13 protein-coding genes are annotated in these 14,847 nt (G+C 71.6%); all 13 read right to left on the reverse strand.

Annotated features, from left to right (window positions below):
* Nucleotides 1-4 precede the first annotated feature (4 nt).
* The 13 genes from BLR99_RS15075 to BLR99_RS15135 all read right to left on the reverse strand — a co-directional run bounded on the left by BLR99_RS15075 (nt 5) and on the right by BLR99_RS15135 (nt 14,824).
* Nucleotides 5-1,282, reverse strand: a complete 1,278-nt coding sequence (locus BLR99_RS15075; protein WP_074687334.1) for an amidohydrolase family protein — start codon at nt 1,280-1,282, stop codon at nt 5-7.
* A 97-nt stretch (nt 1,283-1,379) separates the two neighbouring features.
* Nucleotides 1,380-2,003, reverse strand: a complete 624-nt coding sequence (locus BLR99_RS15080; RefSeq protein WP_046060091.1) for a DUF4230 domain-containing protein — start codon at nt 2,001-2,003, stop codon at nt 1,380-1,382.
* Between the two features lie 103 nt (nt 2,004-2,106).
* On the reverse strand, nt 2,107-2,721 hold the full coding sequence (locus BLR99_RS15085) for a GNAT family N-acetyltransferase (protein WP_046060092.1): 615 nt from the start codon (nt 2,719-2,721) through the stop codon (nt 2,107-2,109).
* Between the two features lie 434 nt (nt 2,722-3,155).
* Nucleotides 3,156-3,803 (reverse strand): uracil phosphoribosyltransferase, encoded by a 648-nt coding sequence (gene upp, locus BLR99_RS15090; protein ID WP_013594476.1) that lies wholly within the window; start codon nt 3,801-3,803, stop codon nt 3,156-3,158.
* A gap of 37 nt (nt 3,804-3,840) precedes the next feature.
* Nucleotides 3,841-4,815: a threo-3-hydroxy-L-aspartate ammonia-lyase gene (locus BLR99_RS15095; RefSeq protein ID WP_011796286.1), complete on the reverse strand. Its 975-nt coding sequence runs from the start codon at nt 4,813-4,815 to the stop codon at nt 3,841-3,843.
* A 113-nt stretch (nt 4,816-4,928) separates the two neighbouring features.
* Entirely contained in the window at nt 4,929-5,780 is an 852-nt protein-coding gene (locus tag BLR99_RS15100; RefSeq protein ID WP_011796285.1) for an enoyl-CoA hydratase-related protein, read from the reverse strand.
* Nucleotides 5,781-5,869: 89 nt separating this feature from the next.
* Nucleotides 5,870-6,571, reverse strand: a complete 702-nt coding sequence (locus BLR99_RS15105) for a glutathione S-transferase N-terminal domain-containing protein (RefSeq protein ID WP_017438887.1) — start codon at nt 6,569-6,571, stop codon at nt 5,870-5,872.
* 100 nt (nt 6,572-6,671) lie between these two features.
* The gene (locus BLR99_RS15110; RefSeq protein ID WP_017438888.1) at nt 6,672-9,020 is read right to left on the reverse strand and encodes a molybdopterin-dependent oxidoreductase; all 2,349 of its coding nucleotides are present in this window, start codon (nt 9,018-9,020) and stop codon (nt 6,672-6,674) included.
* A gap of 7 nt (nt 9,021-9,027) precedes the next feature.
* Nucleotides 9,028-10,011, reverse strand: a complete 984-nt coding sequence (locus BLR99_RS15115; protein ID WP_011796282.1) for a Bug family tripartite tricarboxylate transporter substrate binding protein — start codon at nt 10,009-10,011, stop codon at nt 9,028-9,030.
* Nucleotides 10,012-10,025: 14 nt separating this feature from the next.
* Nucleotides 10,026-10,883, reverse strand: a complete 858-nt coding sequence (locus BLR99_RS15120; RefSeq protein WP_048857716.1) for a sulfurtransferase — start codon at nt 10,881-10,883, stop codon at nt 10,026-10,028.
* 38 nt (nt 10,884-10,921) lie between these two features.
* A complete protein-coding gene (locus BLR99_RS15125) occupies nt 10,922-11,908 on the reverse strand; it encodes a Bug family tripartite tricarboxylate transporter substrate binding protein (protein ID WP_011796280.1) in 987 nt (328 codons plus the stop codon).
* 62 nt (nt 11,909-11,970) lie between these two features.
* Nucleotides 11,971-13,329 carry an adenylosuccinate lyase gene (gene purB / locus BLR99_RS15130; protein WP_046060094.1) on the reverse strand — a complete coding sequence of 453 codons (1,359 nt, stop codon included), beginning with the start codon at nt 13,327-13,329 and terminating at the stop codon, nt 11,971-11,973.
* A gap of 25 nt (nt 13,330-13,354) precedes the next feature.
* The gene (locus BLR99_RS15135; protein ID WP_046060095.1) at nt 13,355-14,824 is read right to left on the reverse strand and encodes an FAD-binding oxidoreductase; all 1,470 of its coding nucleotides are present in this window, start codon (nt 14,822-14,824) and stop codon (nt 13,355-13,357) included.
* Nucleotides 14,825-14,847: the final 23 nt, after the last annotated feature.

Genomic DNA, 14,847 nt, shown 5'->3' on the forward strand with positions numbered 1-14,847 from the left:
CCGGTCAGCGACCGTGCAGGAAGTCCACCTGCGCGGGCCGGCCCGGCAGCGACAGCGTGGCCGTGGGCAGGGGGCTGGCCGCCAACCGGCGTCCGCGCCGCCAGACGCCCAGTTGCGTGGCGCGCAGGCGGATGGCCTCCGCGGGCGTGCGCGCATGCAGCAGCACGAAATCCGCGTGGCAGCCCGGGGCGAGCCCATAGCCCTCCAGGCCCAGCAGGCGGGCGGGGTTGCCGGTCACGGCGTCGAAGCACTGCCGCATCGCCTCCTGCCCGGTCATCTGCGCCACGTGCAGGCCCATGTGCGCGGCCTCCAGCATGTCGGCGCTGCCGCCGCCGTACCACGGGTCCATCACGCAATCGTGGCCGAAGGCCACCGTCAGCCCGGCCGCGAGCAGCTCGGGCACGCGCGTCATGCCGCGGCGCCTGGGGTAGGTGTCGTGCCGGCCCTGCAGGGTGATGTTGATGAGCGGATTCGCCACCACGCCCCGCTGCGCCTCGGCCATCAGCGGGATCAGTTTGCTCACGTAGTAGTTGTCCATGCTGTGCATGGACGTGAGGTGCGATCCGGTCGCGCGGCCGTGCAGGCCCAGGCGGTGTGTTTCATGCGCCAGGGTCTCCACGTGGCGCGACAGCGGGTCGTCGCTCTCGTCGCAGTGCATGTCCACGCGCAGGCCGCGCTCGGCGGCAAGCTCGCACAGCAGGCGCACGCTCTCGGCGCCCTGCGCCATGGTGCGCTCGAAGTGGGGAATGCCGCCGACCACGTCCACGCCCAGGTCCAGCGCGCGGCGCAGGTTCTCGAGGCCGCCGGGTGTGCGCAACACGCCGTCCTGCGGGAAGGCCACCAGCTGCAGGTCGAGGTAGGGGGCCACGCGGCGCTTCACTTCCAGCAATGCCTCCACGGGCAGCAGGCCCGGGTCGCTGGTGTCCACGTGGCTGCGGATGGCCAGCAGCCCGCGCGCCACGGCCCAGTCGCAGTACGCCAGGGCGCGCTCCACGATGGCCTCCTGCGTGAGCAGCGGCTTGAGTTCGCCCCAGAGCGCGATGCCTTCGAGCAGCGTGCCGCTGGCGTTCACGCGCGGCAGGCCGTAGGAGAGCGCGGCATCGAGGTGGAAATGCGCGTCCACGAACGGCGGGCTCAGCAGCATGCCGGCGGCGTCCACCGTTTCGTGCGCGGGCGCGCGCAGCCCTTCGGTGACCTCGGCGATGCGGCCGTCCTGCACCGCCACCGACATGCAGGTGCGGCCGTCGGGCAGGGTGGCGTCGTGGATCAGCAGGTCGAGCATGGGGGCACCGGGTCGTGGGTGGGGTGTGATCGAAGGGGCAGGACGGATGCCTGCCGGGTTGCATATTCTGGGCCAGCCGCCCGTGCGCGCGTCGCGGTCACGGCCAGCGCACCGCCACGTTCCAGCCGGAGGCCGACAGCAGCGGTTTCAGCACGGCCTCGGTGTTCGTCCGTGCTTCCCGCAAGGTCCCGGGCGTGGCGCAGGTCTGCTCGACATCCTGCTGCGCGATGCGCAGCGCGGCCTCGATCGCCTGGGTGCGGTGCTCCGATCCGGGCACCAGCGGCTCCAGGCCGCTGCCGTGCAGCGCATAGAAGTACGAGCCACCCTCGTCGCGCGAGCCGTGGTTCACGCGGGCAGAGACCGTGCGCGGCGCGGGCAGCGCCAGCACGGCGGTGCGCGCGGCGGTGTCCACCTGTTCGTAGCGGGCGGCGCGCAGGTCGGTGCCCACCAGGCAGTCGCCGCGCGCCACCAGCAGCACGCGGGTTTCGCCGATCGGCAGCTCCCAACGGGTCCAGGGGATGCCCTGGGTCATCGTGCGGTGGAATTCGATCACGTTGGCGTAGCGCACCCGGACGGAGACGAGGTCGCCCAGGGACTCGACCGCGGCCAGGGGCGGAGCCGGGGGAACTGCGGGGGCCGCCTGCCGGCGGCCCATGGTCCAGGCAGCCGCGGCCGCAAGGGCGGCGGCGAGCAGGAGGGCGGAAAGGGAGACGCGTCGCATGCCCCATTGTGGCCCTGCGGGTGGAAGGCGGGCCAGGGCGGGGGCTTGCGCGGGAAGCCGGAGCACGGCGGCCGGGACGGCGAGGCCCGCCCGACGATGGTGTTCAGGCAGTTTGCAGGGAGGCGCGCCATGCCGTGCGCGTGAGCCGGTAGAGCACGTGCGGGCGCACCGCGTGGCCCTCGGGGACGGACGGATGATCGAACGCTTCGGAGGGTGATTCGCGCATGCCCAGGCGCTCCATCACCGCGCGGGAGCGGCGGTTGCGCCGCGCCGTGAAGGCGACGATCTCCTCCAGGCCCAGCGCGTCGAAGCCGGCCCGCAGCGCCAGCCGCGCCCCCTCCGTGGCCAGGCCCCGGCCCCAGAAGGGCCGGGCGAGCCGCCAGCCGATCTCCACGCAGGGGGCGAACGGCAGCGGCGCCGTGGGCCGGTTCAGGCCGATGAAGCCCATGAACATCCCATTTGACGTGCCCGCGCCGTCCTGGCCTTCCAGCCATTCTGCCGCCCAGAAGCCCCATCCCTGCCGGTGGATCAGCGCCTCGATGCGGTCGGCCATGGCGTCGCTTTGGGCCCGGTCCAGCGGCGCCGGAAAATGCTCCATCACCACGGGATCGGCATTGAGCGCGGCGAACGGCGCGCGGTCCGCGGACGTCCATGGGCGCAGGCGCAGCCGGGGCGAGCGCAGCAGGGCGGGGTCGATGGCGGCAGGGGCGTCCGGCATGCGGTCCGCAGCGGCAGGGTCTGGCACGGGGGTCGGCATCCGCCGATGGTAGTGCGCCGCGTGCCTCGGCCTGCCGTGCGCGGGCCTGCTGCAGGCGCAGTTGCAGCGCATCGAAGAACGCGAACAGCAAGGCGCCGGGCAGTGCCTTGCCGCGGAAGCCGACATGACCTGCCGGGTGTCCGCCGCCTTTCCATTACCCAGTTGGAACTGCTGGCATGGCGGCTTTCGCGCCTCCGGCCGCTGGGCAGACGACGCTGCCTCCCGATTACCGCAGCAGCCTGTCGAACGTGATCGCGACCCACTGGACCTGATCGCCGGCGGCCAGGACCCTCTCGCGAACCGCCCCGGCGGGCGCGAGAGGATCGGTCCGCGCACTGCAGCGCGCGGCATGCCCGTGCGCGCTGGCCTATCGCGGGCGGCTCAGGCCATCTTCATCATTTGGTGCCGAAAATCCGGTCCCCCGCATCCCCCAGCCCCGGCAGGATGTAGCCGTGGTCGTTGAGTTCGCGGTCGATCGCGGCGGTGAAGATGGGCACGTCCGGGTGCGCCTTCTGCAGCGTGGCGACGCCTTCGGGCGCGGCCAGCAGGCACATGAACTTCACCGAACGCGGCTTGAGTTCCTTGAGCTTGGCGACGGCGGCCGCGGCGGAGTTGCCGGTGGCCAGCATCGGGTCCACCACGATGATGTCGCGCTCTTCCATCTCGGAGGGCATCTTGAAGTAGTACTCCACCGGCTGCAGCGTCTGCGGGTCGCGGTAGAGGCCGATGTGGCCGACGCGGGCGCCCGGCACCACGGTCAGCATGCCGTCCAGGAAGCCGTTGCCCGCGCGCAGGATGGAGACGAGCACCAGCTTCTTGCCGTCGATGACCTTGCCGGTCATGGTCTCCAGCGGCGTCTCGACCTCGATGTCCGACAGCGGCATGTCGCGCGTGATCTCGTAGGCCATCAGGGTGCTCAGCTCGCCCAGCAGGCGGCGGAAGCTGTTGGTGCTGGCGTCCTTGCGGCGCATGAGGGTCAGCTTGTGCTGCACCAGCGGGTGCGTGATGACGTGGACGTTGCCGGAAGGGTTCTCGGTGCTCATGGGCGTGGGAAAGGGAGGGGAAAAAGGAGACAACCCTTCAGTCTGCCAGAAACCGCGCATACCGCGGCAGATCGACGTTGCCGCCGCTGACCACGATGCCCACGCGCGCGCCCCGCAGGTCGATGCCGCCGTGGTGCGCGCCCGCCAGCGCGAGCGCCCCGGTGGGCTCGACGACCATCTTCATGCGCTCGGCGAAGAACCGGAGCGCCTGGACGAGCTGCGCGTCGGCCACGGTGACGACCTCGTGCACCAGGCGCCGGATGATCGGGAAGGTGACCTCGCCGGGCGCCTGGGTCTGCGCGCCGTCGGCGATGGTGCGGGGCGTCTCGATGCGCACGATGTGCCCGGCACGCAGCGACTGCTGCACGTCGTTGCCGGCTTCCGGCTCCACGCCGACCACCTTGCAGCCCGGTGCCAGCTGTTCGGCCGCGAGCAGGCAGCCCGACAGCAGGCCGCCGCCGCCCAGGCAGACGAAGAGATAGTCCAGCCCGGGCACGTCTTCCAGCAGCTCCACCGCGGCCGTGCCCTGGCCGGCGATGACGTGGGGGTGGTCGAAGGGCGGCACGAGCACCATGCCGCGCTCCTCCGCCAGGCGCCGGCTGATGGCCTCGCGGTCTTCGCGGAAGCGGTCGTAGGTGACCACCTGGGCGCCGTATTCGCGCGTGGCGGCCATCTTGGAGGCGGGCGCGTCCTCGGGCATGACGATCACCGCGGGCATGTCGAGCAGGCGGGCCGAGAGCGCGATCGCCTGCGCATGGTTGCCGGAGGAAAAGGCCAGCACGCCGCGCTCGCGCTGGGCGGCGTCCAGCTGCACGAGGGCGTTGTAGGCGCCCCGGAACTTGAAGGCCCCCATGCGCTGGAGGTTCTCGCACTTGAAGAAGAGCTGGGCGCCCAGGGCCTCGTCGGCGGTGCTGGAGCGCAGCACGGGCGTGCGGTGGGCGATGCCCGCCAGGCGCCGGGCGGCGGCGGCCACGTCGTCGTAGGTGGGTGGGGCCGGGGAATGCGTTTCCATGGAGCGTCCTCGCGAAGCGTGTGCGGTGTCCGGAAAAAGGTTGCCGCATCATAGACCGGCCAGGCCGTTTTCTGCGTCCGCCGGATCCGGCCGCCGGGGGCCCTCCGGCCGGGTCAGCCCAGTTCGCTGAAGCGCTGCACTGGCGCCAGATCAGGGAAGTCGCCCGCGCGCCGCTCGCGCATCGCGCCCACGGCCTCGCCCACGTGGCGGTTGCTCCACACCGTGCCCTGCAGCCAGCCCATCTGGCGCAGGCTGTCGTCCACGGAGTGGTCGCGTGCGTAATGCACGGCCTGCTTGGTGCCCCAGATGGCCACCGGCGGCTTGGCGGCGATCTCGCGCGCGCAGGCCAGGGCTGCTTCCAGCATGGCCTCCTGCGTGGCGAACACTTCGTTGACCAGCCCGCAGGCCAGGGCGCGGGCGGCGGGCAGGCGGCGGCCGGTGTAGGCCAGTTCCTTGACGATGCCCAGCGGGATCAGCTTGGGCAGGCGCTGCAGCGTGCCCACGTCGGCCACCATGCCGATGTTGATCTCCTGGATGCAGAAGAAGGCGTCCTCGGTGGCGTAGCGGATGCAGGCGGCCGTCACCATGTCCACCGCGCCGCCGATGCAGCCGCCGTGGATCGCGGCGATGACCGGGATGCGCAGCGATTCGATGCGGGTGAAGGTGGCCTGCATGTCGGTCAGCAGGTCGAAGATGGCGGCGCGGCCTTCCGGGCTCTGGTCGTCCATGGCGACGGCGCCGCCGAAGGTGTCCAGCGACATGCCGGCCGAGAAGTGCCTGCCGGTGCTGCTGATGACCAGCGCCCGCGCATCGCCCGAGCGGTGGATCCGCGCGAGCGCCGTGTCCAGCTCGCGCCAGAAGGTGGGGTGCATGGTGTTGAGCGCGTCCGGGCGGTCGAGCACCAGGTGCGCGACGTGGTCCGTGACGGTCAGGCGGAAGCAGGTGAGGGCGGCGGTGTCGGTCATGCGGCGCACTCTAGGCGGGATGCGGCGCGGCCGGCCGTCACCTGCGCGACGGCGGCCGCGCGGGGTGCGCCGGGCGCCGGCCAGCACGGTCAGCGTCGCACCGTGCCGGCGTCCTGCCCGAACAGGATCTTCCTGGCGTCCTCGTCCACCGTGGGCGCGGTGTTGACCGACTTCGCGACGTCGTAGGCCCGCACGGTGGCGGGGCGCTCGGCGATGCGCCCGAACCAGCGCGCGAGGTGCGGGAAATCCTTCAGGTCCTGGCGCTGCTTCTCGTGCGGCACGATCCAGGGGTAGCAGGCCATGTCGGCGATCGAATAGCTGCCGGCGATGTATTCGCGGCCGTCCGAAAGGTGCTTGTCGAGCACGCCGTAGAGCCGCGCGGTCTCCTTCACGTAGCGGTCGATGGCGTAGGGCACCGGCTCCGGCGCGTACTGCGTGAAATGGTGGTTCTGCCCTGCCATCGGGCCCAGGCCGCCCATCTGCCAGAACAGCCACTGCAGCGCCTCGGTGCGGCCGCGCAGGTCCTGCGGAATGAACCGGCCGGTCTTGTCGGCCAGGTACAGCAGGATGGCGCCGGATTCGAAGACGGAGACCGGCTCGCCGCCGCCGGCCGGATCGTGGTCCACGAGGGCCGGGATGCGGTTGTTGGGCGCGATGCGCAGGAACCCGGGCCGGAACTGCTCGCCGCGGCCGATGTTCACGGGCAGCACGCGGTAGGGCAGGCCGGCCTCCTCCAGGAACATGGTGATCTTGTGGCCGTTGGGGGTGGTCCAGTAGTGCAGGTCGATCATGCTGTGGGCTCCAGGGAACGGGTAGCGGGCCACTGTAGCCGGCTTGCCCGCGCGCCGCAGGGGCCGTGCGCGAAAGCCCCGCACTGCGCGGGCCGTCCTTTCAACGGAGGGCGGAGCCCGCCGGAGACTGCGCGCCCTGGCCCGGCCGCTCGCAGGCGGCGGGAGGGTCGAACGCCCGGATCGGCGGCAGCTCCCCGGTGTAGCGCTCCACCTGCACGGTGCTCAGCTGCCCCGCGCAGCCCTGCGCCAGCGAGGAGGTCCCGATGTCCCGCGTCAGCACGTTCGGATTGCCGTGCACGCACAGGGAGCGCCCCCCGGCGTCCGGCACCGGGTCGTACCATGCGCCCGTGGGCAGTTGCACCACGTCGCTGCGCATGCCGGCGTCGAGGCGGGCGCTGGCCAGGCAGGCGCCGACTTCGTTGAAGATCCTCACGATGTCGCCATCCGCGATGCCCCGGGCACGGGCCGCGTCCGGATGCAGCGTGCAGACTTCCCGGCCGCGGCGCTTGGTGGACTGGCTGTGGCCGCCGAAGTCGAGCTGGCTGTGCAGCCTGGAGGCCGGCTGGTTGGCCACGAGCCACAGCGGGTGTTCCGCCGTGGGGCTGTAGCGGGGCGGCAGCCAGGCGGGGTGGCCGGGGCAGTCCGCGTAGCCGAAGGCCGCTACGGTGGGCGAACTGATCTGCACCTTGCCGCTGGGCGTTTTCAGTGCATTGGCGACGGGGTCTTCGCGCAGGGCCCGCAGCACGCCGCCGTCGTCCTCTTTCTGCGGGAGGGTGAGTTCACCGCGCTCCCAGAACGCGTCGAAGCCGGGGGCCTCGTGCCCGAGGGCCTCCAGCCCGGCGCGGGTGTGTTCGTACAGATGGGCCAGCCACTGGCGGGTGTCGCGGCCCTCGCTGAAGGCCTCCAGCCCGCCGAGGCGGCGCGCCAGGTCGCAGAAGATGTCGTAGTCGTCGCGCGCCAGGCCGTGCGGTTCCGCCACGCGGTGCATGGCCACCACCAGCGGGTCCGTCGGCGTGGCGCCGATGTCCTCGCGCTCCAGCGTCATGGTGCAGGGCAGCACGATGTCGGCATGGCGGGCGGTGGCGGTCCAGGCGATCTCGTGCACGACGAAGGTCTCGAGCTGGCGGAAGGCCTCGGCCAGGCGGTGGAGGTCCTGGTGGTGGTGGAAGGGGTTGCCGCCCGCCCAGTAGGCCAGGCGGATGTGCGGGTAGGTGTGGCGCTGCCCGTTGTAGTCGAAGGGCTGGCCGGGGTGGAGCAGCATGTCGCTGATGCGGGCCACCGGAATGAATGCCTGGATGCCGTTGGTGCCCTGCGGCAAGGCGGCCGCGGGCACGGCGTTGTTGCGCTTGCCGTAGTGCGCCAGCGTGCCGAGCGCATAGTTGTAGCCGCCGCCGGGCAGGCCCAGCTGGCCGAGCGCCGCCGCCAGCACGGCGCCCATCCACACGGGCTGCTCGCCATGCTCGGCACGCTGCAGCGAATGCGCCACCACCACCAGCACGCGCTTGCCCACGAGGGAGCGCGCCAGGTCCACCAGTTGCCGCTCCGGCAGCCCGCAGATGGGGGCGGCCCATGCGCAGCTCTTGGGCACGCCGTCGCCGCGGCCCAGAAGGTAATCCTCGAAGGTTTCCCAGCCGTCGCAGCAGCGGGCCAGGAAGCTGCGGTCGTGCGCGCCGTCGCTCACGATCTGGTGCACCAGGCCGAGCATCATCGCGGTGTCGGTGTTCGGCACGGGGGCCAGCCACTCGAAGGCGGCTTCGTCCGGAAGGTCGCTGCGGATCGGGCTGATGGAGACGAAGCGGCAGCCCCGGGCCGCGGCGCTGCGCATGGCATCGCGTTCCACGTGCCGGCTGATGCCGCCCGAGGCCACGCGCGAGTTCTTGAGCGCCATGCCGCCGAAGGCCAGCACGACGTCGGTGTGCTCCACGATCTGTTCCCAGGTCACGTTGCGGCGCGCCACTTCTTCCATGGTGCCGATCACGTGGGGCAGCATGGGCCCGGAGGCGCCCGCGCTGTAGCTGTTGACCGAGCGCACGTAGCCGCCCAGCGTGGTGTTGAGGAAGCGGTGCACCTGGCTCTGCGCATGGTGGAACCGCCCGGCGCTCGACCAGCCGTAGGAGCCGCCGAACACGGCCCCGGCGCCGTACCGGTCCTTCACGCGCCGCAGCTCTGCGGCGAGCAGGTCCAGCACCTCGTCCCAGGGCATGGGCACGTAGTCGTCCCTGCCGCGCATCGCATCGGGCCCGGGGCCGCGTTCGAGCCAGCCGCGGCGCACCATGGGCGTGGCCACGCGCACCGGGTGCCGCAGCGCGGCCGGCAGGTTGTCGATCAGCGGGTTGGGGTCCGGGTCGCCCGGGTGCGGCTGGACGGAGAGGGTCTGGCCGTCCCAGGCGGCGGAGAACACGCCCCAGTGGGAGCTGTGCGGTTGGAAGCGGGGTGTGTCGGTGCGCATGCTGTTCTCACTCGGCCTTGAGGTGGCCCTTCTCGACGGCCCGCCGGTAGTTGGCGATGTCCTGCACGATGAAGTCGCCGAAGGCCTTGCCCATCAGGTGCGACTCCTGCGCGCCGTCCGCGCGATAGACCTTGAGCAGCTCCGGGTCCTTCATGGCTTCCTTCACCGCGCGGCCGATGTGGTCGGTCACCTCCCGGGGCGTGCCGGCGGGCGCGGCCAGGCCGTACCACTGCGTCATCACCACGTCGATGCCCGATTCCTGCAGCGTCGGTACGTCCGGCAGGGACGGAATGCGCTTGCGGGTGCTGACCGCCAGCAGCCGGATCTTGCCACCCGCGATCTGGCCCATCAGCGGGGTGTAGGGGGCGAAGAAGCTCGACACCTGTCCGCCGAACAGGTCGTTGAGCGCCGGACCCGATCCCCGGTAGGGGATGTGCAGAATGTCCACGTCGGCCTTCTGCTTGACCATTTCCATCACGATCTGCGCGGCGCCGCCGGTGCCGGTGGACGCGTATGTCATCTTCCCGGGCCGGGCCTTGGCCTCGGCCATGAACTGCCGGGCGGTCTGGATGGGAGAGTTGCCGTCCACCATCAGGCCGAAGGGGGTTTCCACCAGTTGCGCGATCGGCACGAAATCGTCCGGCACCTTGTAGGGCAGGTTGGGGCGCAGCGCCACGGCGCTGCCGAAGTTGCCGCTCATCGCCAGGATCAGCGTGTAGCCGTCGGGTCTGGCGCGGGCCACGCTCTCGGCCGCGATGTTGCCGCCCGCGCCCGCCTTGTTGTCCACGATCACGGTCTGGCCGATAGTTTTGGACAGGGCCTGGGCGATGGTGCGTCCGTACAGGTCGCCGCCGCCCCCCGGCGGGAAGCCGACGACCAGCCGGACGGGCTGCTCGGGGTAGGCGGCGAGGGCGGGACCGGCAAAGCCGATCCAGGCGGCCGTGGCGGCCGCGGCGGCGGCCAGCCGCCAGAGAGAGCGTTTGCGTGCCATGGTGTTTCCCGTGGTCAAGCCGCGCCCGTGGCGATGGGCGCGCCCGGCTGGGCGCTCCACTCGCTCCAGGAGCCGGGGTAGAGCGCCGCGCCCGGGAGCCCGGCGACCTCCATGGCCAGCAGGTTGTGGCAGGCCGTGACGCCCGAGCCGCACTGGTGAACGATCTCCGCCGCCGGGCGGCCGCCGGTGACGGCGTCGAACTCGCCGCGCAGCTGGGCGGCGGGCTTGAAGCGGCCATCGGCACCCAGGTTGTCCTTGAACAGCCGGTTCTTCGCGCCCGGTATGTGGCCGCCGATCGGGTCCATGGTCTCGTTCTCCCCGCGGAACCGGTCGGGCGCGCGGGCGTCGAGCACCAGGCGCCGGCCGGTGCCGATGTTGGCCTTCACGTCCTCGTAGTCCAGCGTCGATACCAGCGGCGTGCGCAGGGCGAAGCGGCCCGCGGAGGGCGGGGCCGGCTCCTCGGTGGACACCGGCTGGCCCGCGGCCTTCCAGGCGGCCATGCCGCCATCGAGCACGGCCGCGGCCCGGTGCCCGGCCCAGCGCAGCATCCACCACAGGCGCGCCGCGTACATGCCGCCGGCGTTGTCGTACGCCACCACCTGGGTGTCGTCCTGCGCGCCCAGCGAGGCCATCGCCTGCGCGAAGGCCTCGCGGCCCGGGAGCGGGTGGCGGCCGTTGGTGCCGGTCTTCTCCGCCGACAGCACATGTTCCAGGTGCACGTAGCGCGCGCCCGGGATGTGGCCCGCGTCGTAGGCCTGCCGGCCGGCATCGTGGCTGGAGAGTTCGAAGCTGCAGTCCAGCACCAGCAGCGGGGTGCCCGCTTCGCGGGCGGCCGCCAGCTCCGCGGCGGAAATCAGGGTGTCGTATGCCATGGGAATGTCCTCGGGTTGTTGCCGTGCGCCGGCGGCGCTCACTGGGAGATCTCCTGGAGGAGCGCGGGCGTGACGGCGGCCTTGTAGCGGGCGATGTCCTCGACGATGAACTGCCGGAAGGCGTCCAGCGGCAGGTCGCGCTCGGTGGCCGCGTCCTTGCGGATGGCGTCGCGCACTTCGGGTGTCGCGAGCGCCCGGCTCAGGTGCTCGGAGAGCACCTTCAGCACGGGCCGGGGCGTGCCCGCCGGCGCGACCAGACCGTACCACTGGGTGACGGGAACGTTCACGCCCAGTTCCTTGAAGGTCGGCACGTCGGGGATGGCGGCGTTGCGCTGGCCGCCGGTGATCGCCAGCAGGCGCAGCTGTCCCTGGCGGACCTGGCCGACCAGGGGCGAGGCCGTGGCGAAGAAGCTGTCGATCTGCCCGCCCAGCAGGTCGGTGATCGCCGGGCCCGAGCCCTTGTAGGGCACGTGCAGCATCTCCACGCCCGCGGATTGCTTGACCATCTCCATACCGATGTGGGCGGCGGCACCGGTGCCGGTGGACGCGAAGTTGAGCTTTTCCTTCCTGGCCGCGTCCAGCAGGGCACGCGCCGAGGTGAAGCGCGAGTTGTGGCCCACGAAGAGGCCGTGCGGCGCCTCGAGGATCAGGCCGACCGGCGCGAAATCGTCCGGGGCCTTGTACGGAATGCTCTGCGGCTTGACGGCCGGCGATACCGCCAGGTTGCCGCTCATCGCCAGCAGGAGGGTGTAGCCGTCGGGCCTGGCCTTGGCGACGGTGTCGGCCGCGATGTTGCCGCCCGCGCCCGCGCGGTTCTCCACGATCACCGTCTGGCCGATGGTCTTGCCCATGGCGTTGGCGATGAGGCGGCCGTAGAGGTCGCCGCCGCCGCCCGGCGGAAAGCCGACGACCAGCTTGATGGGCTGCTCGGGGAACGCGGCATGCGCCGGGGCCGCGCAGGCCCAGGTGGCGGCGCAGGCCAGGGCCAGCGCGCCGAGCCGGCGGCGGGGAAGGGTATCGAACATGGGTCTTGTCTCCTTGCAGGAATGCGGGGCGGGTGGTCCCGCCTCCGCCGGGGGGGCGCAGGTCAGTCCAGCCAGGACTTCTGCGCGGCGACGACGCGGTCCACCGAGGCGCCGCACTGGCCGAGGTAGCCCGCGGGATCGGTCAGGTCCTGGATTTCCGCGTCGGTCAGCAGCTCGCCCAGGCCCTTGTGCTGGCGCATGGCGTCGGCGAAGCCGAGCTTGTGGGTGATGCCGTGCATGGAAGCCTCGTAGATCCATTCGTGCGCGGTCTGCTTGCCCACGCGTTCGCTCAGTTCCAGCATGACCCGTTCGGAGAGCAGGTAGCCGCGCATCTTGTCGAGGTTGGCGGCCATCACGTCGGCATTGACCTTCAGGCCCGCCAGCAGGTTCTTCGCCTGGAACAGCATGGCGCCGGCGATCATGCAGCACTCGGGCACGGCCTTCCATTCCATCTTCCAGGCGATGCCGTCGCGCTCGCTCTCGGAAACCATGCCCTCGACCATCATCGCGGCGTTGTAGCGCAGCGGGCGCGAGAGGCCCGCCAGGTTCTCGGCGGACGTGGGATTGCGTTTGTGCGGCATGGTGGAGGAGCCCAGCTTGCCCTCCGAGAAGCCTTCCTCCACTTCGCCGAACTCGTTGCGCTGCATGTTGAACAGCTCGTTGCCGATCTTGGAAAGCGTGCTGCCGAGCATGGCGAGCAGGTTCGTGTATTCGGCGAAGCGGTCGCGCGCGGGGGCCCAGCTGATCGCGGGCACGCCCAGGCCCAGCTTGCCCAGCATGCGCTCCTCCAGCTCGATGGCCTTCGGGCCCAGCGACGCCTGGCTGCCGACGGCGCCCGCCAGCATGCCCACCAGCACGCGCGGCGCGGCCTGCACCAGGCGTTCGTGGTGGCGGCCGAGCTCGTCCAGCCACAGCGCGCACTTGTGGCCGAAGGTGATGGGCAGCGCCTGCACGCCGTGCGTGCGGCCGGCCATGGGCACGTCGCGGTGCGCCACGGCCAGGCGGGCCAGCTCCCGGCCCACGGCCTGCAGGTCGCGCATCGCCACGGCGTGGAATTCCTTGAGCTGCAGCGCCACGCCGGTGTCCACCACGTCCTGCGTGGTCGCGCCGTAGTGCACCCATTCGCCGTTCTCCCTGGAGCAGGCGGCCTGGAGCTGCCGGAGTGCGGGCACCAGCGAATGCTTGATGCGGCGGATTTCGGCCGACATCTTCGCGATGTCGATGTTCTCCACCCGGGCCTTCTCTGCGATCTCCCTGGCGGCCGCCGCGGGGATGATGCCCATCTCGGCCTGGGCCGCGGCCAGCGCGGCCTCGAAATCGAGCCACTTCTGCACGCGGTTCTCTTCGCCGAAGATGGTGCGCAACTCGTCGGTGCCCCAGAGGTGCTGGAGCGACTGCATGTCGAATACGGAAACGGGCATGGGTGTCCTGTCGAAGTGTCGGGGTTCAGTGGTCGGAAAGGGACGCGGTGGCTTCCACGAGCGCGCGCGGCAGCATGCGGCCCGGGTTGAATGTGTTGCGCGGGTCCATGGCCCGCTTGATGCGCGCCATCGCCTCCAGGGCGACGGGGCTCTTGTAGTGCAGCAGCGCCTGCTGCTTCTGGCGGCCGATGCCGTGTTCGGCCGAGATCGAACCGCCCAGCCGGGCGGCCGTGGCATGCACGATGTCGTGGATCGCGTCTTCCTGCGCGCGGAAATCCGCCGGCGCCATGCCCGGGGGCAGGCTCTGGTTGTAGTGCAGGTTGCCGTCGCCCACGTGGCCGAAGCACACGATGCGCACGCCGGGCATGAAGGCCTGCAGCGCCGCGCCGGCTTCGCCGATGAATTGCGGAATGCGCGAAATCGCCACCGCGATGTCGTGCTTGATCGACGGACCCTCCAGCCGCTGCGCCTCGGGCACATGCTCGCGCAGCGCCCAGAAGGCATGGGCCTGGCTGTCCGACGCGGCCAGCGCGGCGTCTTGCACCAGCCCGTCCTCCATCGCCGCGCCCAGCACGTCTTCCACCGCGGGGGCGGGATCCATCCGGGCCGACACCTCGGACACGTCGAACAGCACCGACCATGCCGGCACCTCGCCGAGCGGGCAGCGCATGCCGGCCGTGCCGTGCCGCAGCACCAGGCCCAGCGGGCCGTCGCCGATCAGCTCGAAGGCGGTGACGCGCTCGCCCACCGCATCGGTCAGGCGCGACAGCAGCTCCACGGCCGCCTGCGGGTCGCGCACGGCCACCCATGCCGTCACCACGTTGCGCGGACGCGCGAACAGCTTGAACGTGACGGCGGTGACGATGCCCAGCGTGCCCTCGCCACCGATGAAGAGCTGCTTGAGGTCGTAGCCCGTGTTGTCCTTGCGCAGCGCGCCCAGCAGGTTCAGCACGCGCCCGTCGGCCAGCACCGCCTCCAGGCCCAGCACCAGGTCGCGGGTATTGCCGTAGCGCAGCACCTGCTCGCCCCCCGCGTTGGTGGACACCACGCCGCCCACGGTGGCGCTGCCTTCCGAGGCCAGCGACAGCGGGAACAGCCGGCCCACGGACGCCGCCGCCTCCTGCGCGGCCAGCACCGTGCAGCCGGCCTCCACCGTCAGCGTGTTGTCCAGCGGGTCGCTGCGGCGCACCGCGCGCATGCGCCCCAGGCTCAGCACCACCTCGGTCCTGGAGTCGTCCGGGGTGGAGCCGCCCACCAGGCCGGTGTTGCCCCCCTGCGGCACGATGCACGCGCCGGCGGCGGCGCACGCGGCGACCACGCGGGACACCTCGCCGGTCGTGGCGGGCCGCACCACGGCGCGCGCAGCGCCCGGGTAGGTGCCGCGCCATTCGGCCTCGTAGCGGGCCATGTCTTCCGGGGCGGTGAGCACGTGCGTGGCGCCCACGATGGCGGCCAGCGTGGCGGGCAGGGAGGGATCGGTCACGGTGGCGCGCATGTCGGTGCAGGTCGGCCGCTACC

This window comes from Paracidovorax citrulli, from assembly GCF_900100305.1.
GTDB lineage: Bacteria > Pseudomonadota > Gammaproteobacteria > Burkholderiales > Burkholderiaceae_C > Paracidovorax > Paracidovorax citrulli.